This window comes from Roseateles sp. P5_D6 (genome assembly GCF_054049415.1).
The window spans coordinates 1-24,387 of record NZ_JBFUMK010000011.1 but is presented as its reverse complement, the minus strand read 5'-3'; the positions used below and the strand labels follow the sequence as shown (position 1 = coordinate 24,387).

General features: G+C 67.8%; 20 protein-coding genes. 9 read left to right on the top strand and 11 right to left on the bottom strand.

What is annotated here, in order from left to right; genetic code table 11:
* The first annotated feature begins 12 nt into the window (after positions 1 to 12).
* Together ACXJKM_RS16020 and ACXJKM_RS16015 are read left to right on the top strand one after the other, a co-directional pair.
* Positions 13 to 384 carry a hypothetical protein gene (locus ACXJKM_RS16020; RefSeq protein ID WP_457320325.1) on the top strand — a complete coding sequence of 124 codons (372 nt, stop codon included), beginning with the start codon at positions 13 to 15 and terminating at the stop codon, positions 382 to 384.
* Entirely contained in the window at positions 381 to 2,507 is a 2,127-nt protein-coding gene (locus tag ACXJKM_RS16015; RefSeq protein WP_457353617.1) for a hypothetical protein, read from the top strand. Before ACXJKM_RS16020 ends, ACXJKM_RS16015 begins: the two co-directional genes overlap by 4 nt.
* 34 nt (positions 2,508 to 2,541) lie before the next feature.
* Here ACXJKM_RS16015 and ACXJKM_RS16010 read toward each other — a convergent pair whose 3' ends face one another.
* The 3 genes from ACXJKM_RS16010 to ACXJKM_RS16000 all read right to left on the bottom strand — a co-directional run bounded on the left by ACXJKM_RS16010 (position 2,542) and on the right by ACXJKM_RS16000 (position 5,773).
* Positions 2,542 to 4,032 (bottom strand): tripartite tricarboxylate transporter permease, encoded by a 1,491-nt coding sequence (locus tag ACXJKM_RS16010; RefSeq protein WP_457353615.1) that lies wholly within the window; start codon positions 4,030 to 4,032, stop codon positions 2,542 to 2,544.
* A 10-nt stretch (positions 4,033 to 4,042) separates the two neighbouring features.
* A complete protein-coding gene (locus ACXJKM_RS16005; RefSeq protein ID WP_457320321.1) occupies positions 4,043 to 4,552 on the bottom strand; it encodes a tripartite tricarboxylate transporter TctB family protein in 510 nt (169 codons plus the stop codon).
* A gap of 258 nt (positions 4,553 to 4,810) precedes the next feature.
* Positions 4,811 to 5,773: a Bug family tripartite tricarboxylate transporter substrate binding protein gene (locus ACXJKM_RS16000; protein WP_457353613.1), complete on the bottom strand. Its 963-nt coding sequence runs from the start codon at positions 5,771 to 5,773 to the stop codon at positions 4,811 to 4,813.
* A 190-nt stretch (positions 5,774 to 5,963) separates the two neighbouring features.
* On the opposite strand from ACXJKM_RS16000, the gene ACXJKM_RS15995 reads away from it, so the two are divergent.
* Together ACXJKM_RS15995 and ACXJKM_RS15990 are read left to right on the top strand one after the other, a co-directional pair.
* Positions 5,964 to 6,644: a response regulator transcription factor gene (locus tag ACXJKM_RS15995; protein WP_056203711.1), complete on the top strand. Its 681-nt coding sequence runs from the start codon at positions 5,964 to 5,966 to the stop codon at positions 6,642 to 6,644.
* 10 nt (positions 6,645 to 6,654) lie between these two features.
* Positions 6,655 to 8,085, top strand: a complete 1,431-nt coding sequence (locus tag ACXJKM_RS15990; protein ID WP_457353611.1) for a sensor histidine kinase — start codon at positions 6,655 to 6,657, stop codon at positions 8,083 to 8,085.
* A gap of 7 nt (positions 8,086 to 8,092) precedes the next feature.
* Here ACXJKM_RS15990 and ACXJKM_RS15985 read toward each other — a convergent pair whose 3' ends face one another.
* Positions 8,093 to 8,824 carry a siderophore-interacting protein gene (locus ACXJKM_RS15985; protein ID WP_457353609.1) on the bottom strand — a complete coding sequence of 244 codons (732 nt, stop codon included), beginning with the start codon at positions 8,822 to 8,824 and terminating at the stop codon, positions 8,093 to 8,095.
* Positions 8,825 to 8,860: 36 nt separating this feature from the next.
* On the opposite strand from ACXJKM_RS15985, the gene ACXJKM_RS15980 reads away from it, so the two are divergent.
* Entirely contained in the window at positions 8,861 to 9,331 is a 471-nt protein-coding gene (locus ACXJKM_RS15980; protein WP_457353607.1) for a MarR family winged helix-turn-helix transcriptional regulator, read from the top strand.
* A 6-nt stretch (positions 9,332 to 9,337) separates the two neighbouring features.
* Here ACXJKM_RS15980 and ACXJKM_RS15975 read toward each other — a convergent pair whose 3' ends face one another.
* Positions 9,338 to 10,342: an aldo/keto reductase gene (locus ACXJKM_RS15975; protein ID WP_457353605.1), complete on the bottom strand. Its 1,005-nt coding sequence runs from the start codon at positions 10,340 to 10,342 to the stop codon at positions 9,338 to 9,340.
* A 70-nt stretch (positions 10,343 to 10,412) separates the two neighbouring features.
* The gene (locus tag ACXJKM_RS15970; RefSeq protein ID WP_157282080.1) at positions 10,413 to 11,333 is read right to left on the bottom strand and encodes a LysR family transcriptional regulator; all 921 of its coding nucleotides are present in this window, start codon (positions 11,331 to 11,333) and stop codon (positions 10,413 to 10,415) included.
* Between the two features lie 88 nt (positions 11,334 to 11,421).
* Between ACXJKM_RS15970 and ACXJKM_RS15965 the strand changes: the two genes are divergently transcribed.
* On the top strand, positions 11,422 to 12,762 hold the full coding sequence (locus ACXJKM_RS15965) for an aminotransferase class III-fold pyridoxal phosphate-dependent enzyme (RefSeq protein WP_457353603.1): 1,341 nt from the start codon (positions 11,422 to 11,424) through the stop codon (positions 12,760 to 12,762).
* Between the two features lie 21 nt (positions 12,763 to 12,783).
* Positions 12,784 to 14,274, top strand: a complete 1,491-nt coding sequence (locus ACXJKM_RS15960; RefSeq protein WP_457353601.1) for a CoA-acylating methylmalonate-semialdehyde dehydrogenase — start codon at positions 12,784 to 12,786, stop codon at positions 14,272 to 14,274.
* Positions 14,275 to 14,302: 28 nt separating this feature from the next.
* On the opposite strand, the gene ACXJKM_RS15955 is transcribed toward ACXJKM_RS15960, so the two are convergent.
* The 5 genes from ACXJKM_RS15955 to ACXJKM_RS15935 form a co-directional block, all read right to left on the bottom strand.
* Positions 14,303 to 15,070: a LytR/AlgR family response regulator transcription factor gene (locus ACXJKM_RS15955; protein ID WP_457353599.1), complete on the bottom strand. Its 768-nt coding sequence runs from the start codon at positions 15,068 to 15,070 to the stop codon at positions 14,303 to 14,305.
* A complete protein-coding gene (locus tag ACXJKM_RS15950; protein WP_457353597.1) occupies positions 15,067 to 16,089 on the bottom strand; it encodes a sensor histidine kinase in 1,023 nt (340 codons plus the stop codon). The genes ACXJKM_RS15955 and ACXJKM_RS15950 overlap by 4 nt, the downstream gene beginning before the upstream one ends.
* Positions 16,073 to 16,750: a hypothetical protein gene (locus tag ACXJKM_RS15945; RefSeq protein WP_457353595.1), complete on the bottom strand. Its 678-nt coding sequence runs from the start codon at positions 16,748 to 16,750 to the stop codon at positions 16,073 to 16,075. Before ACXJKM_RS15945 ends, ACXJKM_RS15950 begins: the two co-directional genes overlap by 17 nt.
* A gap of 29 nt (positions 16,751 to 16,779) precedes the next feature.
* Positions 16,780 to 17,454, bottom strand: a complete 675-nt coding sequence (locus ACXJKM_RS15940) for a hypothetical protein (protein ID WP_457353593.1) — start codon at positions 17,452 to 17,454, stop codon at positions 16,780 to 16,782.
* A gap of 165 nt (positions 17,455 to 17,619) precedes the next feature.
* On the bottom strand, positions 17,620 to 19,149 hold the full coding sequence (locus ACXJKM_RS15935; protein ID WP_457353591.1) for a tryptophan halogenase family protein: 1,530 nt from the start codon (positions 19,147 to 19,149) through the stop codon (positions 17,620 to 17,622).
* A 122-nt stretch (positions 19,150 to 19,271) separates the two neighbouring features.
* Between ACXJKM_RS15935 and ACXJKM_RS15930 the strand changes: the two genes are divergently transcribed.
* Positions 19,272 to 20,891: a hypothetical protein gene (locus ACXJKM_RS15930; RefSeq protein WP_162247863.1), complete on the top strand. Its 1,620-nt coding sequence runs from the start codon at positions 19,272 to 19,274 to the stop codon at positions 20,889 to 20,891.
* Positions 20,892 to 21,050: 159 nt separating this feature from the next.
* Positions 21,051 to 24,155: a TonB-dependent receptor gene (locus ACXJKM_RS15925; protein ID WP_056203680.1), complete on the top strand. Its 3,105-nt coding sequence runs from the start codon at positions 21,051 to 21,053 to the stop codon at positions 24,153 to 24,155.
* Positions 24,156 to 24,387 lie beyond the last annotated feature (232 nt).

Here is a 24,387-nt window from a genome sequence, read left to right as displayed (position 1 = left end):
CAGGAGCCAGCCATGACCACCCGAGAACACATCATCACCAACATCAAGGTCGACCTCGTCGTGAATACCAAGGACGATCTGCGCCGCATCGTGTTCGGGCTGGAGAAGGTCAGCGACGACAACGGCCTGCCGACCTGGACCATCCACTTCAAGCTGTTCCGCCGCGATGACAAGGCCGTGGCCTACGGCGAAGCGCGTGTGAGCCTGGACGTGGTCGTCGACAAGGAATTGCACAGCAAGGCCGCCGCCACCGCCACCAATGGCCTGACCGCCACGCAGGCGGCCTTCCTGGCCGGCCCGGCGTCCAACGCGGCGCTCGCGAGCCAGCAGCCCGGCGGCCCAGCGGCCGATGCCACCATCCAGCGCACGCTGATCAAGCGGTGAGGCGCCCGCCACTGGGCGCGTGCTGGGCGCTGTCCCTGCCCGCCCTGCTGGCGCCCGCCGTCGCCAGCGCCGGCCCGCAAGCCGGGCAGGCTGCGGTGGTCGTCGGCAATGCCTGTCCGGCCAACGGCGCGTTGGGCGGCATGCCCATCCATGCCGTGGACGTGCAGACGCCGCTGGCCTTCCTGCCCTGGATCCGCGCGGACCTGAACCAGGCGAAGGCCCTGGCCGAGCCGCTGCGCGGCACGCCCTACAGCGCCAGCCAGGTCACGGCCGTGTGGAACCAGATCGCGGCGCTGCCCTTCGCCAACCTGGATGTCGAGGCCCGTGTCGGCGGCCGCGTGCTGCCGGTGATGGTCAGCTGCACGCCGCAGGGCCTGGACCTGGTGTTCTTCGTCTACGCCATCAAGGCCTCCCTGTCGGTAGGGCTCACCTGGGAGTCGCGCCAGCGCGAGACGGCAGCCCCGGAGCGCCAGTCCGGGCAGGAGGCCTTGCGGCCAGGCATGCGCCTGCAACCGCGCCTGGGGTACCGGGCCGGCGAGGGCGCAGGCGCCGGGCTGGCGGCCCTCTACAACCGCAGCGGTGCCGGTGCCGACGCCGACACCCTCAATTGGCGCTCCCTCGCCGTCGATGCCTACGCCAGCGATCGGCTGCGCGACGTGGCGCTCGCGCTGGAGGGAGGCCGGGAGCACAGCGACGGCATCTGGGCCCACACGGCCTGGCGGCTGGGCTATGCCGACCAGTCGGTGCCCGCCAAGTCCGTGTCGCGGCTGGGGCAGAACAACCTCGAGGCCCAGGCCTTCGCTCAGACGCATCCGCTGGGCAGCTGGGCGCTGGCGCTGCGCCTGGGAGCGGCGCTGGACGCCGGCCAGCATCGCAGCCGCGGCCAGGACGACCCCGCCGCAGGCCTGGTGGCGGACCAGCGCTATCAGTCGCTCAAGCTGATGGCCGGCACCACGGCACGGCTGGCGCGGCAGAGCCTGGCCGCGAGCTATGCGGTCGAGTTCGGCGCCGGCAGCGGCGGCGCGGGCCTGGACTGGGTCAAGCAGATCGTCGACATCGCCCATGAGGGCCGCTGGCTGGTGGCCGACCATCGCAGCCTGTCGCTGGAGACGCGTCTGACGCTGGGCCATCTGCGCGAGGCAGGCCTGGTGCCCCACGGCGCGCGCTTCTTCGCCGGCGGGCGCGAGCAGCCCTTCATCGGCGGCGAGGAATGGCAGATCCGCGCGGCGCCGCTGCTGCGCAGCCTGGGCACCAATGCACTGGCCGGCAGCGCCGCCAGCCCGGGCTATCGGCGCTTCTCGGCCCTGAGCCTGACGGCGGCGCTGCCGGTGTTCAACCAGCCCCTGGTACCGGCCGAGGCCTACCGCGACGCCCAGGTCCGCGCCGCGCTGAACGGCCAGCTGGACTCCGCCGTCGGCGGCCTCGCGGCGGACAACCGCACCACCCTGCCGACCTATCTGCAGGCCATTGCGCAACTGCCCAAGGTGCAGCAGACCCTGGGCGCGCTGGATGGTGCCGTGGCCGCCGTGCAGCCTTCTGCCGATAGCGCTGGCAGCGCCGACAGCGACGCTTTCGCCGCCTGCAAGGCTCAGCTCGCCCAGGCCCAGGACGAGATCACGCAGGTGCTGCAGGAGTCCAGCCTGACGCAGCTTGGCCTATTCACCGAATTGCTGCCCGGTGAAGACACCGCCAACACCCTGGGGCAGGTGGTGGCGCTTTGCGTGGACGGCTTCAACGCCGGCCCACGCAACCCGCGCGTCACGCAGCAAGGCGCCGCGCTGCGCGCCGACGTCGAGCAGCTGGCGCGGTGGTTCGCGGCGGCCGATCTCAAGCTGGCCGAGCGAGACGCGCGCCGCGAGATCGAGCCGGTGCGCCATATCGTCGACACGCTGATGGACGAGATCAATGCCGTCGCCATCAGCCCGCTGCTGATGCTGGATGCGGTGAATCTCGGCCCGCGCCTGAGCGGCCCGCGTACCCGCCTTGCCGTGGGCACGGGCCTGCGTGTGACGCTGGTGGACAGCGTGGATTTCAGCCTGGGCTACATGGCCAACCTGCGCCGCCAGGCCGGCGAGGCGCGGGGTTCGTTCTTCGTGACGATGCAGTTCAAGGACCCGTTCTGATCCCGGTCGTCGCAGTACGGGACGGGCGCCGGCGTCAGCGCCGCGCGGCCACCCAGCGCCATGCACGTGGCAGCACCAGCACGGCGGCCAGCACCACCAGCAGCCCCACGGACAGCGGCCGCTCGATGAAGACGCTCCAATGCCCGCTGCCGATGGACAGTGCATTGCGCCCCTGGGCCTCGGCCAGGGGGCCGAGGATCATGCCGACGACGATCGGCGCGGTCGGGAAGTCGAAGCGCCGCATGGCGACGCCCATCAGCCCCAGGCCCAGCATCAGGAAGAGATCGAAGGCGCTCTGGCGCATGCCGTAGACGCCGACGGTGGCAAAGATCAGGATGCCCGCATACAGCTGCGGCCGCGGGATCTTCAGCAGCTTCACCCACAGGCCCACGAGCGGCAGGTTCAGCACCAGCAGCATCACATTGCCGATGTAGAGCGACGCGATCAGCGCCCACACCAGGGCCGAGGACGTGGTGAACAGTTGCGGGCCGGCCTGGATGCCGTAGTTCTGCAACGCGCTGAGCAGGATGGCCGCGGTGACCGATGTCGGGATGCCGAGTGTGAGCAGGGGCACGAGGGTCGCGGTGACGGCGGCGTTGTTGGCGGCCTCCGGGCCGGCCACGCCTTCGATGGCGCCGGTCGTGCCGAACTCTTCCTTGTGCTTGCTGAGCTTGCGCTCGGTGGCATAGCTCAGGAAGGTCGGGATCTCTGAGCCACCCGCGGGGATGGTGCCAAACGGGAAGCCGATGAGGGTGCCGCGCAGCCAGGCCGGCCAGGAGCGACGCCACTCCTGGCGCGTCATGTGCACGCTGCCCATCTTGTTGAGGTCGGCGGTGCTGCGGCCTTCGTAGAGGGCCAGGTACAGGGTCTCGCCCACGGCGAACAGGCCGACCGCGACGAGCACGGTCTCGATGCCGTCCATGAACTCGGGCACGCCGCCGGTGTAGCGCACCTGGCCGGTGATCTGGTCCAGGCCGATCAGGCCCAGCGCCAGGCCGATGAAGAGCGACGTCATGCCGCGCAGCGTGCTCTTGCCCAGCACGGCGCTGACCGTCGTGAAGGCCAGCAGCATCAGCAGGAAGTACTCCGGCGGGCCGAGGGTGACGGCGAAGTCTGCGACGAGGGGTGCGAACAGCGTGACGAGCACGGTGGCGATGGTGCCGGCCACGAAGGAGCCGATGGCCGCGGTGGCCAGGGCAGCGCCGGCGCGGCCGCTCTTGGCCATCTTGAAGCCTTCCAGCGCCGTCACCATGGTGCCGGTCTCGCCGGGGGTGTTGAGCAGGATGGAGGTTGTCGAGCCGCCGTACATCGCGCCGTAATAGATGCCGGCGAAGAAGATCAGCGACGCCGTCGGTTCCACCTGGGTCGTGATGGGCAGCAACATGGCCACCGTCACCGCGGGGCCCAGGCCGGGCAGCACGCCGATGGCCGTGCCGATGACGCAGCCGAGGAAGGCCCACATCAGGTTGATGGGCGTGCCGGCGGTGGCGAAGCCGCCGAGCAGTTGGTTCCAGAGATCCATCATGGTGTTTTCCTCACAGCCAGCCGCTGGCCGTCAGGCCGGGCAGGTTGATCGCCAGCAGCTTGGTGAAGAGCCAGAACACCGGCGCCGCGATGCAGATGCCGGTCGCAAGGTCCAGCAGGCCACGCTTGATTGCGCCGCCCGTCTTGCCTTCCGAAATTCGCAGGCCGCGCACGGCGAATGCAAAGCACAGCGCGCAGGACAGGATGAAGCCCAGCGTCGTGATGAGGCTCGCGTTCAGGATGACGCCAGCGATGACCCAGGCGACGGCCTTCCAATCGCCACGCTCGGCACCCGACGGCGCCTCCATCTCGCGGTAGCCCCCTGTGCGCGCCTCCCAGACAAGCCAGGCGCCGCAGATCATCAGCACCACCGACACCAGCCAGGGCAGGGCGTTCGGCCCGACACCGGCATAACCGGCCTCCGACGAGATGAAGGTCGCGCCGTAGGCCATCACCGCGCCGATCAGCAGGGTGCCGACGCCGACGAATGTCTGGCCGTTGGAAGAGGAATTGCTGCTCATCAGCGATCCTTGTGAATTCGCGGCAGCGCCGCGTGAATTTCGGGCCGAGCGCCGGGCCGCTCCCAAGCCGGCCCGCGATGGCGATGTGCTTGCGGCTCGATGCCGCAAGCATCGCCGTCCCCTCGGGGGCTGAGGCCGGACACGATAAGCCCTGTGGGCTTGTCGTGCCTGCCGAAGAGCTGCGGCATTGCCGCAGCGCGGTCTGCAAGACCGACTGGGCTCGCCCGCGTTCAGCGGCGCGAGACCAGGCGAGGGGCGTCAGATCATCCCCGACTTGACCATGATCGCCCGCAACGTCGCGAACTCGCGGTCGACGAAGGCCTCAAACTCGGGGCCGGACAGCAGTGCCGGCGTCCAGCCGTTCTTGTCGATGGATTCCGCCCAGCTCTTGCTCTTGGTGGCCGCGACGACCATGTCCGTCAGCGCCTTGCGCTGCTCGGGCGTGATGCCGGGCGGCGCGTAGACGCCGCGCCAGTTGCCGATCTCGACGTCGATGCCCAGCTCCTTGAGCGTCGGCGCATTCAGGCCCTTGATGCGGGTCGGCGCCGTGACGGCCAGCGCGCGCATCTTGCCGCTCTCGAGATAGGGCTGGAATTCGCTGAAGCCGCTGCCGCCCACCGTGACGTTGCCGCCCAGGATGGCCGCCACCGCCTCGCCACCGCCGCGGAAGGGCACGTAGTTGATCTTGGCCGCGTCCACGCCGACGTCGCGCGCGATCATGGCCGCGGCGACATGCTCGGTCGAGCCGCGCGAGCCGCCGCCCCACTTGACGCTGCCGGCGTCCTTCTTGAGCTGCTCGACGACATCCTTCATCGTCTTCAGCGGCGATGCGGCATGGACGACGTAGACGTTGTATTCGCTGAGCAGCCGCGCAATCGGCGTGGCCTGGGCCAGCGTCACCGGCGGYTTGCCGGTGATSAKGCCRCCCAGCATGACGGCGCCCATSACSATGAGGGCRTGSGGGTCGCCCTTGSTGGCGTTGACGAACTGCGCCAGGCCCAGGGCGCCGGCGGCGCCGCCCTTGTTCTCGAACTGCACGGAGGACGCGAGGCCCGCGTCCTGCAGTGCCTTGCCCAGTGCCCGGCCGGTGGTGTCCCAGCCGCCGCCGGGGTTGGCGGGGATCATGAGCTTCATGGGCACGCCGGCGGCGTTGGCCTGCAATGGCCAGGCGCCGGCTGCGGCCAGGGCCGCCAGGGACTTCAGGAAGGTATCGCGACGCATTGCTTGTCTCCTTGTCGTCTCGGGGCGTATCCCGCCCCGGCATGATGGCCGAGCCCCTGCGGATGAGGAAGCGGCCGGTTTTCTTTTGCAGCCCGCATGGTTGACGACGAGGCTGTCAATCCGCTGTCCATGGCCTCGGGGTAAACCTCAGCCCCTGTTTCACAGCGCCGCGGTGCTAGCCTGCCGGCCCATGAAGCTGCTGGTGATCGAGGACAACGCCGCGATGCAGACGACGCTGCAGCGCTCTTTCGAGCGGCGCGGCTTCAAGGTCGTCATCTGCGACGACGGCGCGCGGGCGTTGAGCCGCTGGCGCGCCAGCGTGCCGGACGTCGTGCTGCTCGACCTGTCCCTGCCGGGCCAGGATGGGCTGGACGTGCTGTCCCAGGCGCGCGCCGAGGGGTTGACGACGCCGGTCATCATCATCACGGCCCGCGGCACGCTGGGCGACAAGATCCTCGGCCTGAACACCGGCGCCGACGACTACCTGCCCAAGCCCTTCGACCTCGACGAGCTGGAGGCCCGCATCCGCGCGCTGGTGCGCCGCCAGGGCCAGGCCAGCGAGGCCCGGCCCGCCGACGCACCGAGCTTCTGCGGCCTGCGCGCCGATGCCCAGAGTGGCGCCGTCTATCACCATGGCCAGCCGCTGGACCTGGCGCCGCGCGAGGCCGCGCTGCTGCGCGCGCTGCTCGTGGGACCGGGCCAGGCGGTGGCCAAGGACAAGCTCTTCGAACTGGTGTTTGCGGACGCGGCGGATGCACTGCCCGATGCGATCGAAGTCGTGGCCTACCGGCTGCGCAAGCGACTGCCACCAGGAAGCGCCAAGCTCGTGACGTTGCGCGGCCTGGGCTACCTGCTTCAGCCGGACGACTGAGCCGCCTCCGATGAAGCGCCTCGCCGCCCTGTCCATGCGCGCCCGCCTGCTGTGGGGCATCCTGCTGCCCGTCGGCCTGCTGGTGGCCATCAACACGTTCAGTCTTTACCGCGAAACGCTGCGCGCCGTCGACACCGCCTACGACCGCACGCTGCTGGCGTCGGCCAAGGCCATCGGCGAGCTGCTCGGCGTGGCGGGCAGCGGCGAGCAGGCGCGGCTGCTGGCGCCCGTGCCGTATTCGGCACTGGAAGCCTTCGAGACCGATGGCCGCAGCCGGCTCTACTTCAAGGTGCGAGGCTTCAAAGGCGAGCTGGTCTCGGGCGACGAGGACCTGCCCGACTGGACGGGCAAGCTGCCCGACCAGGGCGCCTACCAGGCGCTGGTGGACTTCTACGGCGCGCGCTTTCGTGGCGAGCCGGTGCGCATGGCCGTGCTGCTGCAGCCGGTGTCTGGCCAGACCGGCATGGGCCTGGCGACCATCCAGGTTGCCGAGACGCTGCACCTGCGCCGGGGCCTCGCGCGCCAGGTCTTGCTGCACACGCTGTGGCGCCAGGCGGCGCTGCTGGCCGTCATCGCCATCGTCGTCTGGACCGTGGTGCAGCGCGCCACCCGGCCGGTGCGCGAGCTCAGCGCCGCGCTGCGTACGCGTGACGCCGACGACCTCAGCCCGCTGCAGGCGCCTGGCCTGCCCGTTGAGCTGGCACCGCTGATCGTCGCCACCAACGAGGCGCTGGCCCGCCAGGCGCGGTTGCTGGAGCACCAGAAGCGCTTTGTGCGCGACGCCTCACACCAGCTGCGCACGCCGCTGGCCGTGCTGAAGGTGCAGGTGCAGTCCGCCCGCCAGGGTGATGTGGAGCCGTTGCAGGCCCTCGCCGAAATCGACACCACGGTGAACCGCGCCACCCAGCTTGCCAACCAGATGCTGGCCCTGGCGCGCGCCGAACAGATGCGCCAGCCGGGCGAGGCCATGCCGACGCAGGACTGGGCCGAGATCACGCGCGCCGTGGCCCTGGACCTGGCGCCGCTGATCGCCAAGCAGGGCCTGGACTTCGACATCCACACCGAGCCCGCGGCCGTCGAGAGCCACGAGTGGGCGCTGCGCGAGCTGACGCGCAACCTGCTGCACAACGCCATCCAGCACACGCCGGTGGGCGGGCGGCTGGCCATCGCGCTGTCGCTCGACATGGGCATGGCGCAGCTGTTGATTGCCGATGGCGGGCCGGGGCTGACGTCGCAGCAGCAGGAGAGGCTCTTCCTGCCCTTTGCCGTCGGCGATGCCGGCAAGGGATCAGGCCTGGGGCTGGCGATCTGCCTGGCCCTGGTTCATTCCCTGGGCGGCCAGATCGAACTGGTCAATCGGATCGAAGGCGCGCGCGTGTCGGGCCTGGACGCCCGGGTGCGGCTACCGCTGGCTGATTCGCCGCGCGGCCACAAGGCATGAACTCGGCTCAGGCCTCCAGCGTCTCGTGAAAGGCTGCGGCGCCGGCCTTCCAGTAGGCCGCCACCTTCAGCGCTTCTTTGGGCAAGCCCTTGGCCACGAGCAGGGCCCGCACCGAGGCCATCGCGGACGCTTCACCCGCGGCCCAGGCGAAGCCTTCGCCATCGGGAAGCTTCAGTGCGGCGACGGCGGATTGCAGCGCTTCGGGGGTTTCGACCCAGTTCACTTCCGTCTGCGCACGGCCGGTAAACAGCCGGCGGTCCGCGGCGTCGCCGACCTGCAACACGGCGATGACGCGCGCCTCGGGCGGCAGTTCTTCCAGGCGGCGATGCACCGCTGGCAGGGCGGAGTCGTCACCGATCAGCAGGTGCCAGTCGTAGTCGGTCGGGATGACCATCGAGCCTCGGGGGCCGCCGACCCTGAGGTGTTGGCCAACCGCGGCCTGGCCGGCCCAGTCGGAGGCGGCGCCGGCGCCGTGCAGCGCGAACTCGATCGTCAGCTCGCGGCGCTCGCGGTCGAAGGATCGCGGCGTGTAGTCGCGGCGATCCGTTTCACCGAAAAAGAGCTTCACGTGGTCGTCAAAGGAGTCGGACCGGAAGCTCGCCAGGGACTCGCCGCGCAGGGTGACCGAGACGAAGTGCGGGCTGAGCTGCTCGACGCGGCTGACTTCGAGGTCGCGCATCAGCAGTTCATGGCGGACGCGTTGGATGCGGCGCACGGGCGCCGTGGTGGGGTCGGACATGGTGGGCTGGAACATTGGTTGATAATGTCATCCATCATGCGCAAACAAGTTGATATTGTCAACAATAAGGGCAACCTCGCCGAAGAGGTCGTGGAGAGCGTCCACTCGGTCATGCACCGGTTCCGCTCGCTGCAGTTCCAGGCACTGAAAGAAGCCGCGCATGACCTGAGCCACATGGAAGCAAAGACGCTGGGCTTCTTCGCCTCGCGCCCCGGCGCGACGCAGAGCGAGCTGGTGCAGCACTCCGGGCGCGACAAGGGCCAGGTAGCGCGGTTGATCGCGGGCTTGCGCGAGCGTGGCCTGCTGGAAGCCGGCGCCGATGCAACCGACAAGCGCAGCGTGCACCTTCAGGTCAGCGCGGCGGGCAAGGCATTGCAGCAGCAGGTGCGCAAGCAGGCTCAGCGCGTGTCAGCGCAGGCCGTCAGCGGGCTGGACGAGGCGGAGTGCCGGCAATTGCTGGCGCTGCTGGCCAAGCTGCGCGAGAACCTGGCGGCCCCCGGCGGCTGAGCGGCCTCAGCCGGCGGCCTTCTCGAGCGCCAGCGCGGAGTCGACCGCCGCCAGCTCGGCATCGGTCAGTGGCGCTGCCGAGACGATGCCGAGAGCGTCGTCGATCTGGCCCAGCCGGCTGGCGCCGACCAGGATGGACGTCATGCCGGGCTGCCTCAGCACCCAGGTCAGGGCCAGCTGCGCCAGCGTCTGCCCACGCGCATCCGCCAGTGCCTTGAGCGCGCGCAACGCCGCCAGCCGTCCCGGCGTGATGTCGGTGGGCTTCAGGAAGCCGCCCAGCGCGGCGCGTGAGTCGGCAGGGATGGACGAGAGGTATTTCTCCGTCAGCAGGCCCTGGGCCAGTGGCGAGAAGGCGATGCAGCCGATGCCTTCTTCGGCCAGCACCTCCAGCAGGCCGCCCTCGACGTGGCGGTCCAGCATGCTGTAGCGCGGCTGGTGGACGACGCAAGGCGTGCCCAGCCGCCGCAGGATGGCGCTGGCTTCGCGGGTCTGCGCGGCCGAGTAGTTGGACAGGCCAACGTACAGCGCCCGCCCGCTGCGCACGGCCTGGTCCAGCGCGCCCATCGTTTCCTCCAGCGGGGTGTCGGGATCGGGGCGGTGCGAATAGAAGATGTCGACATAGGGCAGGCCGAGCCGCTTCAGGCTCGCATCCAGGCTGGCGAGCATGTACTTGCGCGAGCCCCATTCACCGTAGGGGCCCGGGTTCATGCGATAGCCGGCCTTGGTCGAGATGATCAGCTCGTCCCGGTGGGCCTGCAGGTCCTCGCGCAGCACGCGGCCCATGGTCAGCTCGGCCGAGCCTGGGGGTGGGCCGTAGTTGTTGGCAAGGTCGAAGTGGGTGATGCCGCGGTCGAAGGCGCCCAGCAGCATCGTGCGGGCGTTGTCGTAACGGTCGACGTCGCCGAAGTTGTGCCACAGGCCAAGCGACAAGGTTGGCAGCAGCAAGCCGCTGCGCCCGCTGCGGCGATAGGGTTGGCGGTCGTATCGCGAGGAATCGGGCGTGTGGCTCATGCGAGATGGAGGGCGCGAGGCCGCTGAAGATGGCGGTGAAGGCAGGAGCGGGATGGTAGTCGCCGCTTCCTCAGGCGTGAGCCGCTTCGAGCGCCTGCACGAGGGTTGCCGCAGCCCGGGTGGGTGCGGGGTCGTGGCGGTAGATGCAGGCGAAGCTGCAGTCATAACTCAGCTCATCGACGGACACGGCGCGCAGGCGGCCGGCGTCGACAAAGGGCTGGGCGTAGTGGTCGGGCAGGAAGCCAACAAAGCAGCCGGTCAGGATCAACGTGGCGACGCCTTCCTGGTCGGACGCCGTGGCCGCACGCTCCAGCTTTTGTCGGTGCGTCAGCACCAGGTTGGGCGAGTGGTAGCCCAGGCCCGCCAGTTGCTGGCCTCTCAGGTCCGCCCAGCTCCAGCGGTGGTCGGCCTTGAACCAGGGGTGGCTGCTGCCGGCGTAGAGGTGCATCTGCTCGCCGAACAGCGGCCGGTAGGCCAGGCTCTCCGACCTTCGATGCTCCGGGATGACGCCGACCTGGAACTGACCCGACAGCACACCCTGCTCGATGTCGGTGATGGTGCCGACATGGATGTGCAGCTTCACGCCCGGTGCCGTCTCGTTGAACTGCGCCAGCGCGCGGTCGATGTGGCAGGCGGGGTTGCTGACGGTCTTCTCGAACAGCGCCAGGTGCAGCTCGCCGCCGATCTGGTGGTGGATCTCTTCCAGTCGGGCGCGGAAGTCGGTGGTGGCGGACAGCAGTTGCAGCGCCGCCGCGTAGAGCTCGGCGCCCTCGGCCGTCAGCGCAAATCCGGCGCGGCCGCGGCGGCACAGCACGAGGCCGAGGCGCTCCTCCAGGTCCTTGATCTGCCGGCTGATGGTCGGCATGCCGACGTTGAGCTCCAGCTCCGCCGCCGCCATGCCGCCGCATTCGACGACGGCTTTGAAGACCCTGAGCAGGCGCAGGTCCACATCGGCAATCTGGCCCGGAAGACGTGCGTCGTTTGGTTTCATCTAGCGGCAAGTAGACATGGCGACGTTGTCATTGTCTACAAGCATTGGCCCGGGCACGATGCGGCGCAAACCACTCGCACGAGCAGCCATGACTCAGACCGCCGACCGACCCGCAGGATGGATGGACGCCCACTGGATGCCCTTCACCGGCAACCGGCAGTTCAAGGCCAACCCCCGCCTGCTGACCGGCGCCGCCGGCGCTTACTACCGCACCGACGACGGGCGGCAGATCTTCGACGGCCTGTCGGGCCTGTGGTGCACAGGCCTGGGCCACGGGCGAACGGAGATCGTCGACGCCGTCAGCCGCCAAGCGCGCGAGCTGGACTATTCGCCCGCCTTCCAGTTCGGCCACCCGCTGTCCTTCGAGCTGGCCAACAAGATCGTCGAGAAGATGCCTGCGGGGCTGAACCGCGTGTTCTTCACCGGCTCGGGTTCGGAGTCGGCCGACACGGCGCTGAAGATGGCGCGGGCCTACTGGCGCGCCAAGGGCCAGGCCGGCAAGACGCGGCTGATCGGCCGCGCCAAGGGCTACCACGGCGTCAACTTCGGCGGCATCTCGGTCGGCGGCATGGTGGGCAACCGCAAGACCTTCGGCCAGGGCATCGAGGCCGACCACCTGCCGCACACCCAGCCGGCCAACGGCAGCTTCTTCAAGGGCATGCCGCCGCAGGAGGGGCCGATGGGCGCCGCGCTGGCCGACGACCTGCTGCAACTGATCGCGCTGCATGACGCGAGCAACATCGCCGCCGTCATCGTCGAGCCGTTCTCGGGCTCGGCCGGCGTCGTCATCCCGCCCGTGGGCTATCTGCAGCGGCTGCGCGAGATCTGCACGGCCCACAACATCCTGCTCATCTTCGACGAGGTCATCACCGGCTTCGGCCGCGCCGGTGCATGGACGGGTGCGGAGGCCTTTGGCGTGACGCCCGACATCCTGACCGCCGCCAAGCAGATCACCAACGGCGTGCAGCCGCTGGGCGTGGTCGTCGCCAAGCAGGAGATCCACGACACCTTCATGGCCCAGGGCGGGCCCGACTACATGCTGGAGTTCCCGCACGGCTACACCTACTCGGCCCACCCCGTCGCCTGCGCGGCCGGCATCGCCTCGCTGGACCTGCTGGAGCGCGAGCATGCGCTGCAGCGCGTGAAGGAACTGGCGCCGATGTTCGAGACTGCCGTGCACGGCCTGAAGGGCACCAAACACGTGGCCGACATCCGCAACTACGGCCTGGCCGCCGGCATCACCGTCATGCCGCTGCCCGGCGAGCCCGCCAAGCGCCCCTTCGACATCGCGATGGCCATGTACGCCAAGGGCTTCTACGTGCGCTACGGCGGCGACACCATCCAGATGGCGCCGCCCTTCATCAGCACGCCCGCCGAGATCGACTCGCTGGTCTCCGCTTTAGGCGACTGCTTCGACGCGACTCCCTGAACTTTCACTTCCAAGCATCCCGTGATCACCCATCTCATCAACGGCCAGCAGGTCGACGGCGGCAGCCGCTCGGCCGACATCTTCAACCCCGCCACCGGCAAGGTCGGCGGGCAGGTTCGCCTGGCGGACCGTGCCACCGTCGAGTCGGCAATAGCCGCCGCGCAAGCCGCATTCCCTGCCTGGCGCAACACGCCGCCGCTCAAGCGCGCCCGCGTGCTGACCCGCTTCAAGGAACTGCTCGAAGCGCATGCCGACACCATCTGCCGCCTCATCACCGACGAGCACGGCAAGGTACTGGCCGACAGCCTGGGCGAGCTGCAGCGCGGCATCGAGAACGTCGAGTACGCGACCTATGCGCCCGAGCTGCTGAAGGGCGAGCACAGTCGCAACGTCGGCCCGGGCATCGACGCCTGGTCGGAGTTCCAGTCGCTGGGTGTGTGCGCCGGCATCACGCCGTTCAATTTCCCGGCCATGGTGCCGCTGTGGATGTGGCCCATGGCCGTGGCCTGCGGCAACACCTTCATCCTGAAGCCGTCGGAGCGCGACCCGAGCAGCACGCTGTTCATCGCCCAGCTGGCCCAGGACGCCGGCCTGCCGCCGGGCGTGCTCAACGTCGTCAACGGCGACAAGGAGGCCGTGGACACGCTGCTGACCGACCCGCGCGTGCAGGCCATCAGCTTTGTCGGCTCGACGCCGATTGCCGAATACATCTACGCCACCGGCACCAGGCACGGCAAGCGCGTGCAGGCGCTGGGCGGCGCGAAGAACCACGCCGTCGTCATGCCCGACGCCGACATCGACAACGCCGTCACGGCGCTGATGGGCGCGGCTTTCGGCTCCTGCGGCGAGCGCTGCATGGCCATCCCGCTGGTCGTCGCGGTGGGCGATGCGACGGCCGATGCCGTGCGCGAGAAGCTCATTGCCGAGATGGCCCGCATGAAGATCGGCTCCGGCCGCGAGGCGGGCTGCGACATGGGGCCGCTGGTCACGAAGGCGCACCTGGAGAAGGTGCGCGGCTATGTCGACCAGGGCGTGGAAGAGGGCGCTGAACTCGTCGTCGACGGCCGCGGCCTGACGGTGGCCGGGCATGAAGCCGGCTATTTCCTCGGCCCCTGCCTGTTCGACCGCGTGACGCCCGGCATGCGCATCTACGAGGAAGAGATCTTCGGCCCCGTGCTTGGCATCGTCCGCGTAGACAGCCTGCTGGCGGCGATGGCGATGATCGACGCGCATGAATACGGTAACGGCACCTGCATCTTCACGCGCGACGGCGAGACGGCGCGGCACTTCACCGACCACATCCTCGTCGGCATGGTGGGCGTCAACGTGCCGCTGCCTGTGCCCGTGGCTTATCACTCGTTTGGCGGCTGGAAGCGGTCGCTGTTTGGTGACCTGAACGCCTACGGCCCGGACGCGGTGCGCTTTTACACGCGCCGCAAGCAGATCACGCAGCGCTGGCCGTCGTCGGGCGTGCGCGAGAACGCGGCGTTTGCATTTCCGTCAAGCAAATGAGGCCGCAGGCGTGTGCCGACCTTGCACGCTACATCGGTTTGAACCGGGGTTGGAAGCTCTGGCTCACCGGCAACCTTGTCTTGCCGTCCTTGAGCAGCACTTCCATGCTGCCCAGGCTGCGATCCACGCGAGCGACGTGGGCCACGTTGATGACGACGGCGCGGTGAATCTGCCAGAACTGATCCGGGTCGAGTTGCTGCAGCAGTTCGCGCAAGGACAGGCGCAGCAGGTATTCGCCTTCCGCGGTGAAGGCGCAGGTGTACTTGTTGTCGCTGCGGAAATGGCTCACATCCGCCACCATCACAAGGTGCAAGCGTTCGCCCTGTGAGGCCTGCAGCCAGCGCAGCGGTGCGCTGGGCGCGGGAGGGGCGCTGGATGGCAAGGAGGGTGGCGCCCACTGCTGCAACCAGCGCGCGAGTTCGGCCGGAGGCAACTGCAGACGCTGCTGCAGGCGCTGCACCGTCTCGCGCAGGCGCTCGGTGGCCAGCGGCTTGAGCAGGTAGTCCACCGCGCCCTGGTCGAAGGCGGTCACCGCGTGCGCGTCGTAGGCGGTGACGAAGACGATGTGGCACAGGCCCTTGATGCGCCGCGCCAGCTGCAGGCCGTCCAGCCCGGGCAGGCGGATGTCGACGAAGACGATGTCGGGCCGCAGTTCCAGCACCAGGGCCAGGCCGCGTTCGCCGTCCTCTGCCTCGGCCAGCACTTGCAGCTGCGGCCACAGCTCGGCCAGGCCCTCGCGCAGGCGCTGGCGTGGCAAGGCTTCGTCTTCGATCAGGAGAGCGGTGGGGTGCTTCATCGGGTCTCGGGGGTGTTCCAGGGCAGCTCGATGCGCGCGCAGACGCCGCCCGTGGAACGCTGTTGAACACTCAAGCGCGCCGCCTCGCCGTACAGGCCAGCCAGGCGGTCACGCACATTGGCCAGGCCCAGGCCCTGGCCCCTGGCCGGCCCCGCCGCAGCGGCCTGCAGGCCGGCGCCATCGTCGCGCACCTCCAGCACGAGGCGCTCGCCCTCGCGCCGAGCGTCTAGCTCGATGCGCCCGCCTTGCGGCTTGGGCTCGATGCCGTGGCGCACCGCGTTCTCCACCAGCGTCAGCAGCATCAGCGGTGGCAGTTTGTGGTCGTCGCAGCCGGGCTCGGCTTGCAGGCCGAAGCGCAGGCGCTCGCCCAGCCGTGTGGACATCACCGTGAGGTAGGCGCGTGCCAGCTCGAACTCGCGCTCCAGCGTGCTCATGGGCTCGCGCAGCGAGGGCAGGGCCAGGCGCAGGTAGTCGTGCAGCTCACCGAGAAAGCGCTCGGCCGTGGCCGGCTGGCTGCGGATCAGCTGCTGCAGACTGGCCAGCGCGTTGAACAGGAAGTGCGGTTCGACCTGGGCCTGCAGCGCCTTCAGTTCCGTCAGGCTGACCTGGCGCGACAGCTCGGCCATCGCTGCTGTGTGCTCGGCGTGTGCCAGGCGCAGCGCCAGGGCTTGTTCCTCGCGCCAGCGCCACCAGCGGGTTGGCAGGTGCATCAGCAGCGCGAAGGCGAAGGCCGGCAGCCAGGGCCGCCACATGGCCAGCGGGTTCTGCCATTGCGCCAAGTCGATGGCCGGCAGCAGCAGCGTCCCCGCCGCCGCGCCCAGGGCGGCGGCCGCCGGCACCGCCACGGGCCACCAGCGCCAGTTGAGCGTGAACCAGGCAGCGCTGTAGGCCAGCCAGAGCTGAGCGGCCAGGGGCAGCCAGCGCGCATGGGGCCAGTACCAGTGCAACAGGACCCAGGCCGCCCAGAACAGCAGGGCGGGGAGGAGGGCGCGGCGCAGCGACTCAGTCCAGCGCGGCATTTTTCAGCGGCGCCGGTGGCTGCTTTGCCGTTTCGGCCAATGCCTGCGCATGGAAGCGCCGCGCTCGCTCCAGGTCAATGCCGATGGGTGTTGTCGTCGGCGCCACTTCAGGGCCGACAACCTCAAAGCGCAGGCCACGCGCCCAGACCTGGCCTTCGCCCACCAAGCCCAGACCTAGGCCGAGGTGTGTGGCTTCGGCGGGCACGTCCAGCACGACGCTCATGTCGTGCCAACCGCCGTCAGCCGGTACGGCGATGCCCCTGGGAAGCGGCTTTTCCCCACCGCTGCCGGCAGTCGTGACGCCGCTCAAGTCGCCGAAGCCCTCGCCGAGGTAGAGGCCGGCCCAGCCGCGGACGGCCTCGGCTCTCAGCTCGCCGCTGAAGCGGACCCGCTTGCCGGCATAGCCCAGCACCGATTGATGAGCGGAGCCGGCGCTGATGGGTCCCAGTGTTTTCGGGTAGACCGAGCGGATCGTCAGGGTCGGCACGCCGCCAGCGGCGGGATCGATGCCCACTTCATAGCCGTTCAGCGCGGACGTCTTGGCGTCAGTGGGATAGGACGCCTGGAAGGCGTACCAACCCTGGGGCACGTGCGGGCTGGCGGCGTAAGCGCTGAGCACGACGGCGGCCAGCGGCGCGAGCAGGAGGATGCGGAAGTTCATGGCGTTGGTCCTTGACGACGTTGTCGGATTTATTGCAGGGACAGGTTCTGCGGAAGCATGGGCGGCTCGGCTTGCTGTGCCGCCCTCAGCATCTGCTGCACCTTCTGATGCAGCTCCCGTGCGGTGATGGCCGCTTCGACACCAAAGCGCTGGGTGCTCAACGGCACATCCCGCCCCACCACCTCCAGCCGCAGGCTCCTTGCCCAGACCTGGCCGCTGCCGGCCAAGGCCAGACCGACGCTGACCGCGCCGGAGCCGTCGGCGGGAATGTCGGCCACCACGCTGACGTCGCACCAGTCCGGGCAACCGGCCGCACCCAGTGGCGGCGTCTTGTCGAAGTCCGGGTCGAGGTGTGCGCCGTAGAGAAGTTTGAAGCCGGCGGCCACGACCAGACCGCCCCATCCATCCAGGCTGGCGGTCTTGACCTGGCCGGTGAAGCGCACACGCTGCCCGGTGTAGCCGAGGACGAACTGACCGATGCTGCCGATGTCGCTGCTGGATCCTTTGCCAATGGACTTGACTGTCAGCGCGCGCTGGCCGCTGGCTTCGGTCTCGGGGGCAATGCCGGCTTCATGCGTGTTGCCGTCGGGCCACCGATAGGTGGCACCCGCCATCCAGCCGTCGGGCTGGCGCAGCTTCTCGGCGCCGCTGGCGGTCAGCGCCAAGGCAGCCAGTGGAATGGTCAAAAGGGCTCGGTAGTCCATCGGTTCTTCCTTTCAGTTTGGGAGGGACGACCGCAGTGTGTGCAACCCGTGCCGGGACGGCCGGGATGATGCGACAAGCCAGCGCTGGCGCTGACGAGGCAGCTTGCGCGGCGACGGGTGCCTTCGACTCGCGGCCGGGGCCGCCCTCGTCGAGGGCCGCGCGCGTCAGGCCTTCGGCGGGGCGGAGATCCTGTCCAGGAAGTCCGTATGCGACGGCATGGAGGCCACCGTGCGCGAGATCGAGCTGTGCACCGAGTGAAGGTGCCGGCGGATCAGCTGCGGGTCCACCAGGTCGATATATGGGTCGTACCTCTCGGGGTAGACGCCCAGGCCCAGCAGGATGGACGCCCACGACGGCTCGGCAAAGCCTTCCGGCTCGATCACGGCGACACGGCCGGTCTTGCGGAACAGGGCGATCTGGTGCGCGAGATCGTCGGGAATGGGCATGTCGGCGCAGTAGCGCCAGAACTCGCTGTCGCGCCGCTCGCCCAGCTTGTAGTGAAGGATGATGAAGTCACGCACGGACTCGTAGCGGTAGGCCATTTGCCGGTTGAACTCGTCCGCCAGCGCCGGCTGGAATGACTGGTCAGGCAGCATGGCCGTCAGGCGGCTGACGGCGTCCATGATGAGATGCAGGCTGGTGGATTCCAGCGGTTCCAGGAAGCCGGACGACAGGCCGATGGCCACCACGTTCTTCACCCAGCCCTGCTTGCGTCGCCCGGTGACAAAGCGCTGTTGCCGAGGCTCGTCGAGGGCCTTGCCGTCCAGGTGGTCCAGCAGCGTGCGCTGCGCCTCGTCATCGCTCAGGTAGCCGCTGCAATAGACCAGCCCATTGCCCGTGCGGTGCTGCAGCGGGATGCGCCACTGCCATCCGGCCGTACGTGCGGTCGACCGCGTGTAGGGCGTCATGGGGCCGGCGCGCTCGCAGGGCACGGCCAGCGCGCGATCACAGGGCAGCCAGCGGCTCCAGTCTTCATAGGGCGACTTCATCGCACCGTCGATCAGCAGGGCGCGAAAGCCGGAGCAGTCGATGAAGAGATCGCCTTCCACGCGGCGCCCGTCGCTCAGGTGCAGTGCCGCCACGAAACCATCTTCGGGCCGCGTCTCGACGTGCGTGATGGTGCCCTCGACGCGCTTTGCGCCGTGCTTGAGGGCGTACTCGCGCAGGTAGGCGCCGTACAGCGATGCATCGAAGTGAAAGGCGTAGTCGAAGGCATTGGAAGGCGACGGCTCGCCGGCTGCCGGTGGCACGAAGCGCATTTGCCGGGCCATCACCGTCGCGGTCGACCATTCCTCGTAGGAGGGGAGTTTGTCTCCCAGGGCCTGCAGGCGCAGCCAGTAGGCCCATAACGGCCGGCTGTGGATGGCCGGGCCGAACCCGCCGAAGCCGTGGAAGAAGCGATGGCCGATCCGGCCCCAGTCCTGGAACTCGATGCCGAGCTTGAAGGTGGCGCGTGTGCTGCGGACGAAGTCTGCCTCGTCGATTCCCAGAAGCTGGTTGTAGAACTGGATGGTTGGCAACGTCGCTTCGCCGACCCCCACAGTGCCGATGTCCGCCGACTCCACCAGCGTCACCTCGCAATGCTGATCCCGTTGGTCAGGCCGGCACAGCATCCGCGCCAGCGGGGCGGCGGTGATCCAGCCGGCGCTGCCGCCGCCGACGATGACGATCCGCTGAAGTGGACGATTTCGCACAAAAAGTCTCCAAAAAAAAACAGATCTGGTCTGTCCGGGAGTTTGCCCTATGTCTCTTTGGTCTTACCAGTTGTACGCTTGGCGCAGGCATCGGAAAGCATTTCTGACAGACGGCGCGGTTCATGGTGCGCTCGCCAGCCTTGGAACAGGGTGACAAAGACGCAACGGGCGGCTTTCTCTCACCGGCCAATAGTTGGTGCAACGACCGAACCAAGTCGCCGTCAGTGAGGCGGGGCGAGCCGATCTCAAGGAGCAGCGTCGCTGCAGAGCAAGTTCTGCAGCCGGGTGCCCAGTTATTTCAGAACAGGAGACATAAAGTGACGAAAAAGATGGTTCCGCAGGCCCGGAAGTTGACCGTTATTGCGGCTTGCGCTTTTCTGGCCTCCTGCGGTGGCGGTGGCGGTGGCGGTGGCGGTGGCGGCTCAGAGGGCCGCTACCAGGTCATAACTCTCAAATATCCGGGTGGCGCCATAGGCGGCACGCTGCTGAATCCCCCGACGACTTTGTCAGCCACGGCCACATCCGGGCTGCCGGTCAGCTTCCGAACCGGCACACCCACCACCTGCACGGTCGCTGGTGACAAGCTGACGCTGGTGGCCGCGGGTGAGTGCCTGGTCATCGCCAGCCAGCCCGGCGGGGCCGGTTCGGATGGCACCCAATGGGCCGCTGCCGACGATGCGAGCCAGCTGTTCAATGTGTTGAAGCATGCGCAGGTGGTTGATTTCACCCCGCCGGACTACGTCCTCAGCGCGGCAACGAAGTCCATCGCGCTCAGCGCGACCTCGGGCTCAGGGCTGCCGGTCACTTTCTCCAGCGACACGCCTGCGGTCTGTACCGTCAGCGGCAGCACGCTCCAGTTGCTGGCCAAGGGCTCCTGCGCGGTGTCGGCGAAGCAAGCCGGCAATGAGAGCTACAAGGAGACGACGACGCAGCGCTATATCGCCGTCGACCCGCTGCTCATTGCCGACGGCTTCGCGCCGGGAGGTGGTCGCGGAACAATGAACAACCTAGTCACCAAGCAGGGCGGCAACGTCTGGGTGAACCCGTGGGACAGCGCGCTCAACGCTGGCTGGGAGTGGTGCGATGCGAGCGCGGGCGACTGGTGCTACAGCAAGGTCTCCACCGATGGCTCCACGCTCGATTCGGCCCTGCATATCCCGGACACCATGTTCACCGGCGGCTGGCAATACGGCTTCAACCGCATCGACATCTTTGCGCCTGGCCTGAGTGGCTTCAATTCGTCGGGCGACACGGTGGGTGGACTGCAGGTAACCACCGAGAAGGCGTTGGGCTTCACCATGGGCTTGGGCCTTGATCTCTACTCGTCGAACAAGCCCATCGTCGTGCACCTGGACCTGGGCAAGCGCAACAACGGCTGCAACGTCAGGCTGAGCACCTTGGTGTGGGCCCCATTGCCGGGGTTGCTCAGCTACGGCGTGCCGCTTGACAACTTCGCGGTGACCGATGCCTGCGGCCTGTCGGGCGTCACCACGGCGTCGCTTGACGACGACGTGCGCAAGCTGCCGAACCCTTTTGACAGCACGGGCGCCCCCGTCAACGCCGCCGCGTTCAAGGCGGCCCTGGACAAGATGGCGGCCTCGCGCGCCTCGGCTGCGACGCTGCTGCAGTCCTCCAACGTCGTGCGCACGCGCTTCTGGTTGATGGACGCGAACGTGGACAAGAAAACCGCGGGCATCTACGCGTCCGACTTGACCATCAAGGGCGCCATCACCATCCAGTAACCCAGGCCGCGAGCGGCGTTGCGTGTCAGCGACCGGCCCCGTGTTGATCGGGGCGGTGACACCAGCATCGCGAGGGGCGGCCTCGGCATTCGGTGCCGGGGCACGCGGCAGCGCTGAAGCCAGCTGCCGCCGGACACATCGAAGGAATACGGAGACACCATGAAAAAACAGTTCCGCACCACGGCCATCCATCGCGGCATGGTCCACATGATGCTGCTGACCGTCGGCAGCGCCGCAATGGCACAGACGGCGGCTGAAAAGCCGGCAAACCTGGAAACCGTTGTCATCACCGGGCAGCGCGCAGCGCTGCAGTCGGCGCAGAAGATCAAGCAAAACGCCGAGGAAATCGTCGACTCGGTCGTCGCGGAAGAGGCCGGCAAGCTGCCGGACAAGTCGATCACGGAAGTGCTGCAGCGCGTCGTGGGCGTCGTCATCGACCGCAACAAGTCGCGTGGCGACCCGGAGCACTTCTCCGTCGAAGGCTCGGGCATCAGCGTGCGGGGCCTCAGCTGGGGTTCTTCGGTGCTGAATGGCCGCGAGTCGTTCTCGGCCGGTTGGCCGGGCCGCGAGCTGAGCTGGGGTGACATCCCGCCAGAGCTGATGGCCGGCGTGGACGTCTACAAGAACCCCTCCAGCGAGATCATCGAAGGCGGCGTCAGCGGCACAGTGAACCTGCGCACAGCCTTGCCCTTTGACTACAAAGGAACGAAGGCCTACCTGTCGGCAGGCAACAACTACGTGCAGCGCTCGGGCAAGAATTCGCCCAGCGTGTCGGGGCTGTACACCACCCAATGGAATACGGACATCGGGCGCGTCGGCGTGCTGCTGGACCTCTCCTACAACCACTCCAGCTTCCAGAATGAGAGCATCCAGCTGGATGCCTACTTCCCGCGGACCGACCTGATCGCCGGCAAGGTGGCCTGGGCGCCGAAATCGGCCTCGTTCCGGAACAACACCGGCGACACCGAACGTGCCGGCTTCTACGCCGCGCTGCAGTGGAAAAAGGACAGGATGGACTCGTCGCTGACCTATTTCCTGTCGGGCGCACGGGAGACGGGCAGCGAGCAGGGCATCTACACCGGAGTGGAGAACCCGTACAAGTCGGTGATCAAGAATGCGACGTACGACGCCAACAACGTGCTGACCTCTGGCCTCTACACCTACCCCAGCGGGGGCCTCGGGGCGAACACCTTTGCCGATGGCGGCCTGGGCTTCAACGTCTCGCGCGGCTGGAATCGGAGCAATTCGAAAACCGGTGAACTGGCGTGGAACTTCAAGTGGGCCATCAACGACCAGTGGCTGGTGCAGAACGACGTCCAATGGGTTCATGCGAAGAACGATTCGATCGGCCGCAACATGCAGCTGGGCACCTACGTGCCGAGCATGGGCATCGACGTGTCCGGAAAGAGTCCGGTGCGCATCGGGTTCGACCAGACCGCCACGGATTTCCTGGCCGACCCGAAGAACTATTACTGGAACCTGGTCATGCCGGGCATGAGCAAGGCCGATGCCGACCTCTACGCCTGGAAGGCCGACGCGCGTTACCGTTTCGAGGACAACCCCATCCTGCGTGACATCCGTGTCGGCGTGAGAGCCACCTATCGCGTGGCACGCCACTACGACGCCACGGGCAATACCTGGACGTCCACTTCCGATCCTTGGGCCGTCAAGCAGACCTCCACGCCCGGCAAGCCGCCTGCGGTCACCGATGGGCTCGACTGGCAATCACGCGGAAGCTTCGGCTACATGAGCGACCCGCGCTACCAGACCGTGCCGGTCGAAGTGTTCAACTTCAGCAACTTCTATGGCGGCAAGGCGGGCAAGCTGCCGAACATCGTCATGCCGACGATCGGTGCCGTGCGCGACTACCCGAACACATACAAGACGCTGGCCAACGATTACCGCTACCAGCAATGCCTGGATGGCAAGGCGCTGTTCCCCACCATGAACATCACGTGCGACTACGCGAAGGACTATCAGAACTTCCAGGAGCTGGTTTTCGACGGCAACCCGGAAAAGACCAGCACGCACAGCGAACAGACCGACGCGGTCTACGCCACGCTGCGCTTCGGCTTCGACGACCTGAAGTTCCCGATCGAAGGCAACGCCGGTGTGCGTGTCGTGCTGACCCGCGACGTCTCGCACGGCTACACAGCTTTCCAGACGCAATACAACTCGCAGACGCCGCCCGATCTGCCGCGCTTCGACCAGCTCGGAGGGCCTCTGAACGTGCAGAACGAATTCGTCAAGGTGTTGCCGTCGCTCAACCTGAAGATGAACTTCACCGACAGGTTGCAGGCTCGCCTGGCGATGGCCCAGAGCATGAACCGACCCGGCTTCAACCAACTTGGCGAGTACATCAAGCTGTGGCAGGACTACGACGCCATCAACCAGAGGGTCTCCTACCGTGGCGAGAACTCTGGCAACGTCAAGCTCAAGCCGATCACGGCCAACAGCTATGACCTGGCGCTGGAGTGGTACCCGCGTGACGGCCAGTCCATCACGGGCACGGTGTTCCATAAAGATGTCAAGGACGTCATCATGAACACCTCTTACAGCCGCACCTACAACAGTGTGGGTGGCAATCCGCAGATTTTCTCGGTCACGGGTCCTGCCAACGTGGGCAAAGCCAAGGTCAGCGGCCTGGAAGTTGCGGGCATGACCTACCTGGACAAGCTGCCCTTCCTGGACGGCGTGCTGCCGGAGTGGGCCAAGGGCATCGGCGTGTCGGCCAACTACACCTACATCGACGCCAAGCAAAGCCTGTACAAGCAGATCTACAACCCCTATTGCGATGCGGGCAGGACGCAGACGAATGGCACCTTGCACCTGTTCGGCTGCGACACCAACGGCGTGCCGTTCAACGATCTGCCGCTGCCCTACATGGCCAAGAACGCGGCCAACTTCGTCTTGATGTACGACCGCGGCCCGTTTTCGGCACGGCTGGCCTACAACTGGCATAGCCGGGTGCTGCAGGGGGCGGATGCCAATGGCACGCGCGGCGATGATGCGACGAGCGCGGACCCGACGCGCCCGGGTGCCCGGGATGTGGGCTGGGGCCTGCCGACCTGGCAGGAGGCGTTCGGCCAGTGGGACGCGGGCATGAACTACAGGTTCAGCGACCAGTTCAGTATGTCGCTCAACATGACGAACCTGAACAACGTCATCGTCCGCCAGACGCAGCAGCAGCACATCGGCACGATGGGGCGTGCGTGGTTCTACCCTGGCCGCAGCTACTCAATGAGCGCACGCTACGAGTTCTGACGCGGTCCCTGACGCGGCGTAACTGCATGCCGCCTGGACGGACTGTCCGGGCGGCATGCCCACTTGCGTGGGTCGGCGCCGCGTGGCCAGAGATGGAAATGATGGACGTCGGCGCAGATCATTGATGGCGCCCAAGAACTTGGCAGAGTCTCTATGACGCAGAAAATTGCTCGCATCGTCGTCGTGGGCGGTGGCAGCGCCGGCTGGATGCGGTGGCAGCGCCGGCTGGATG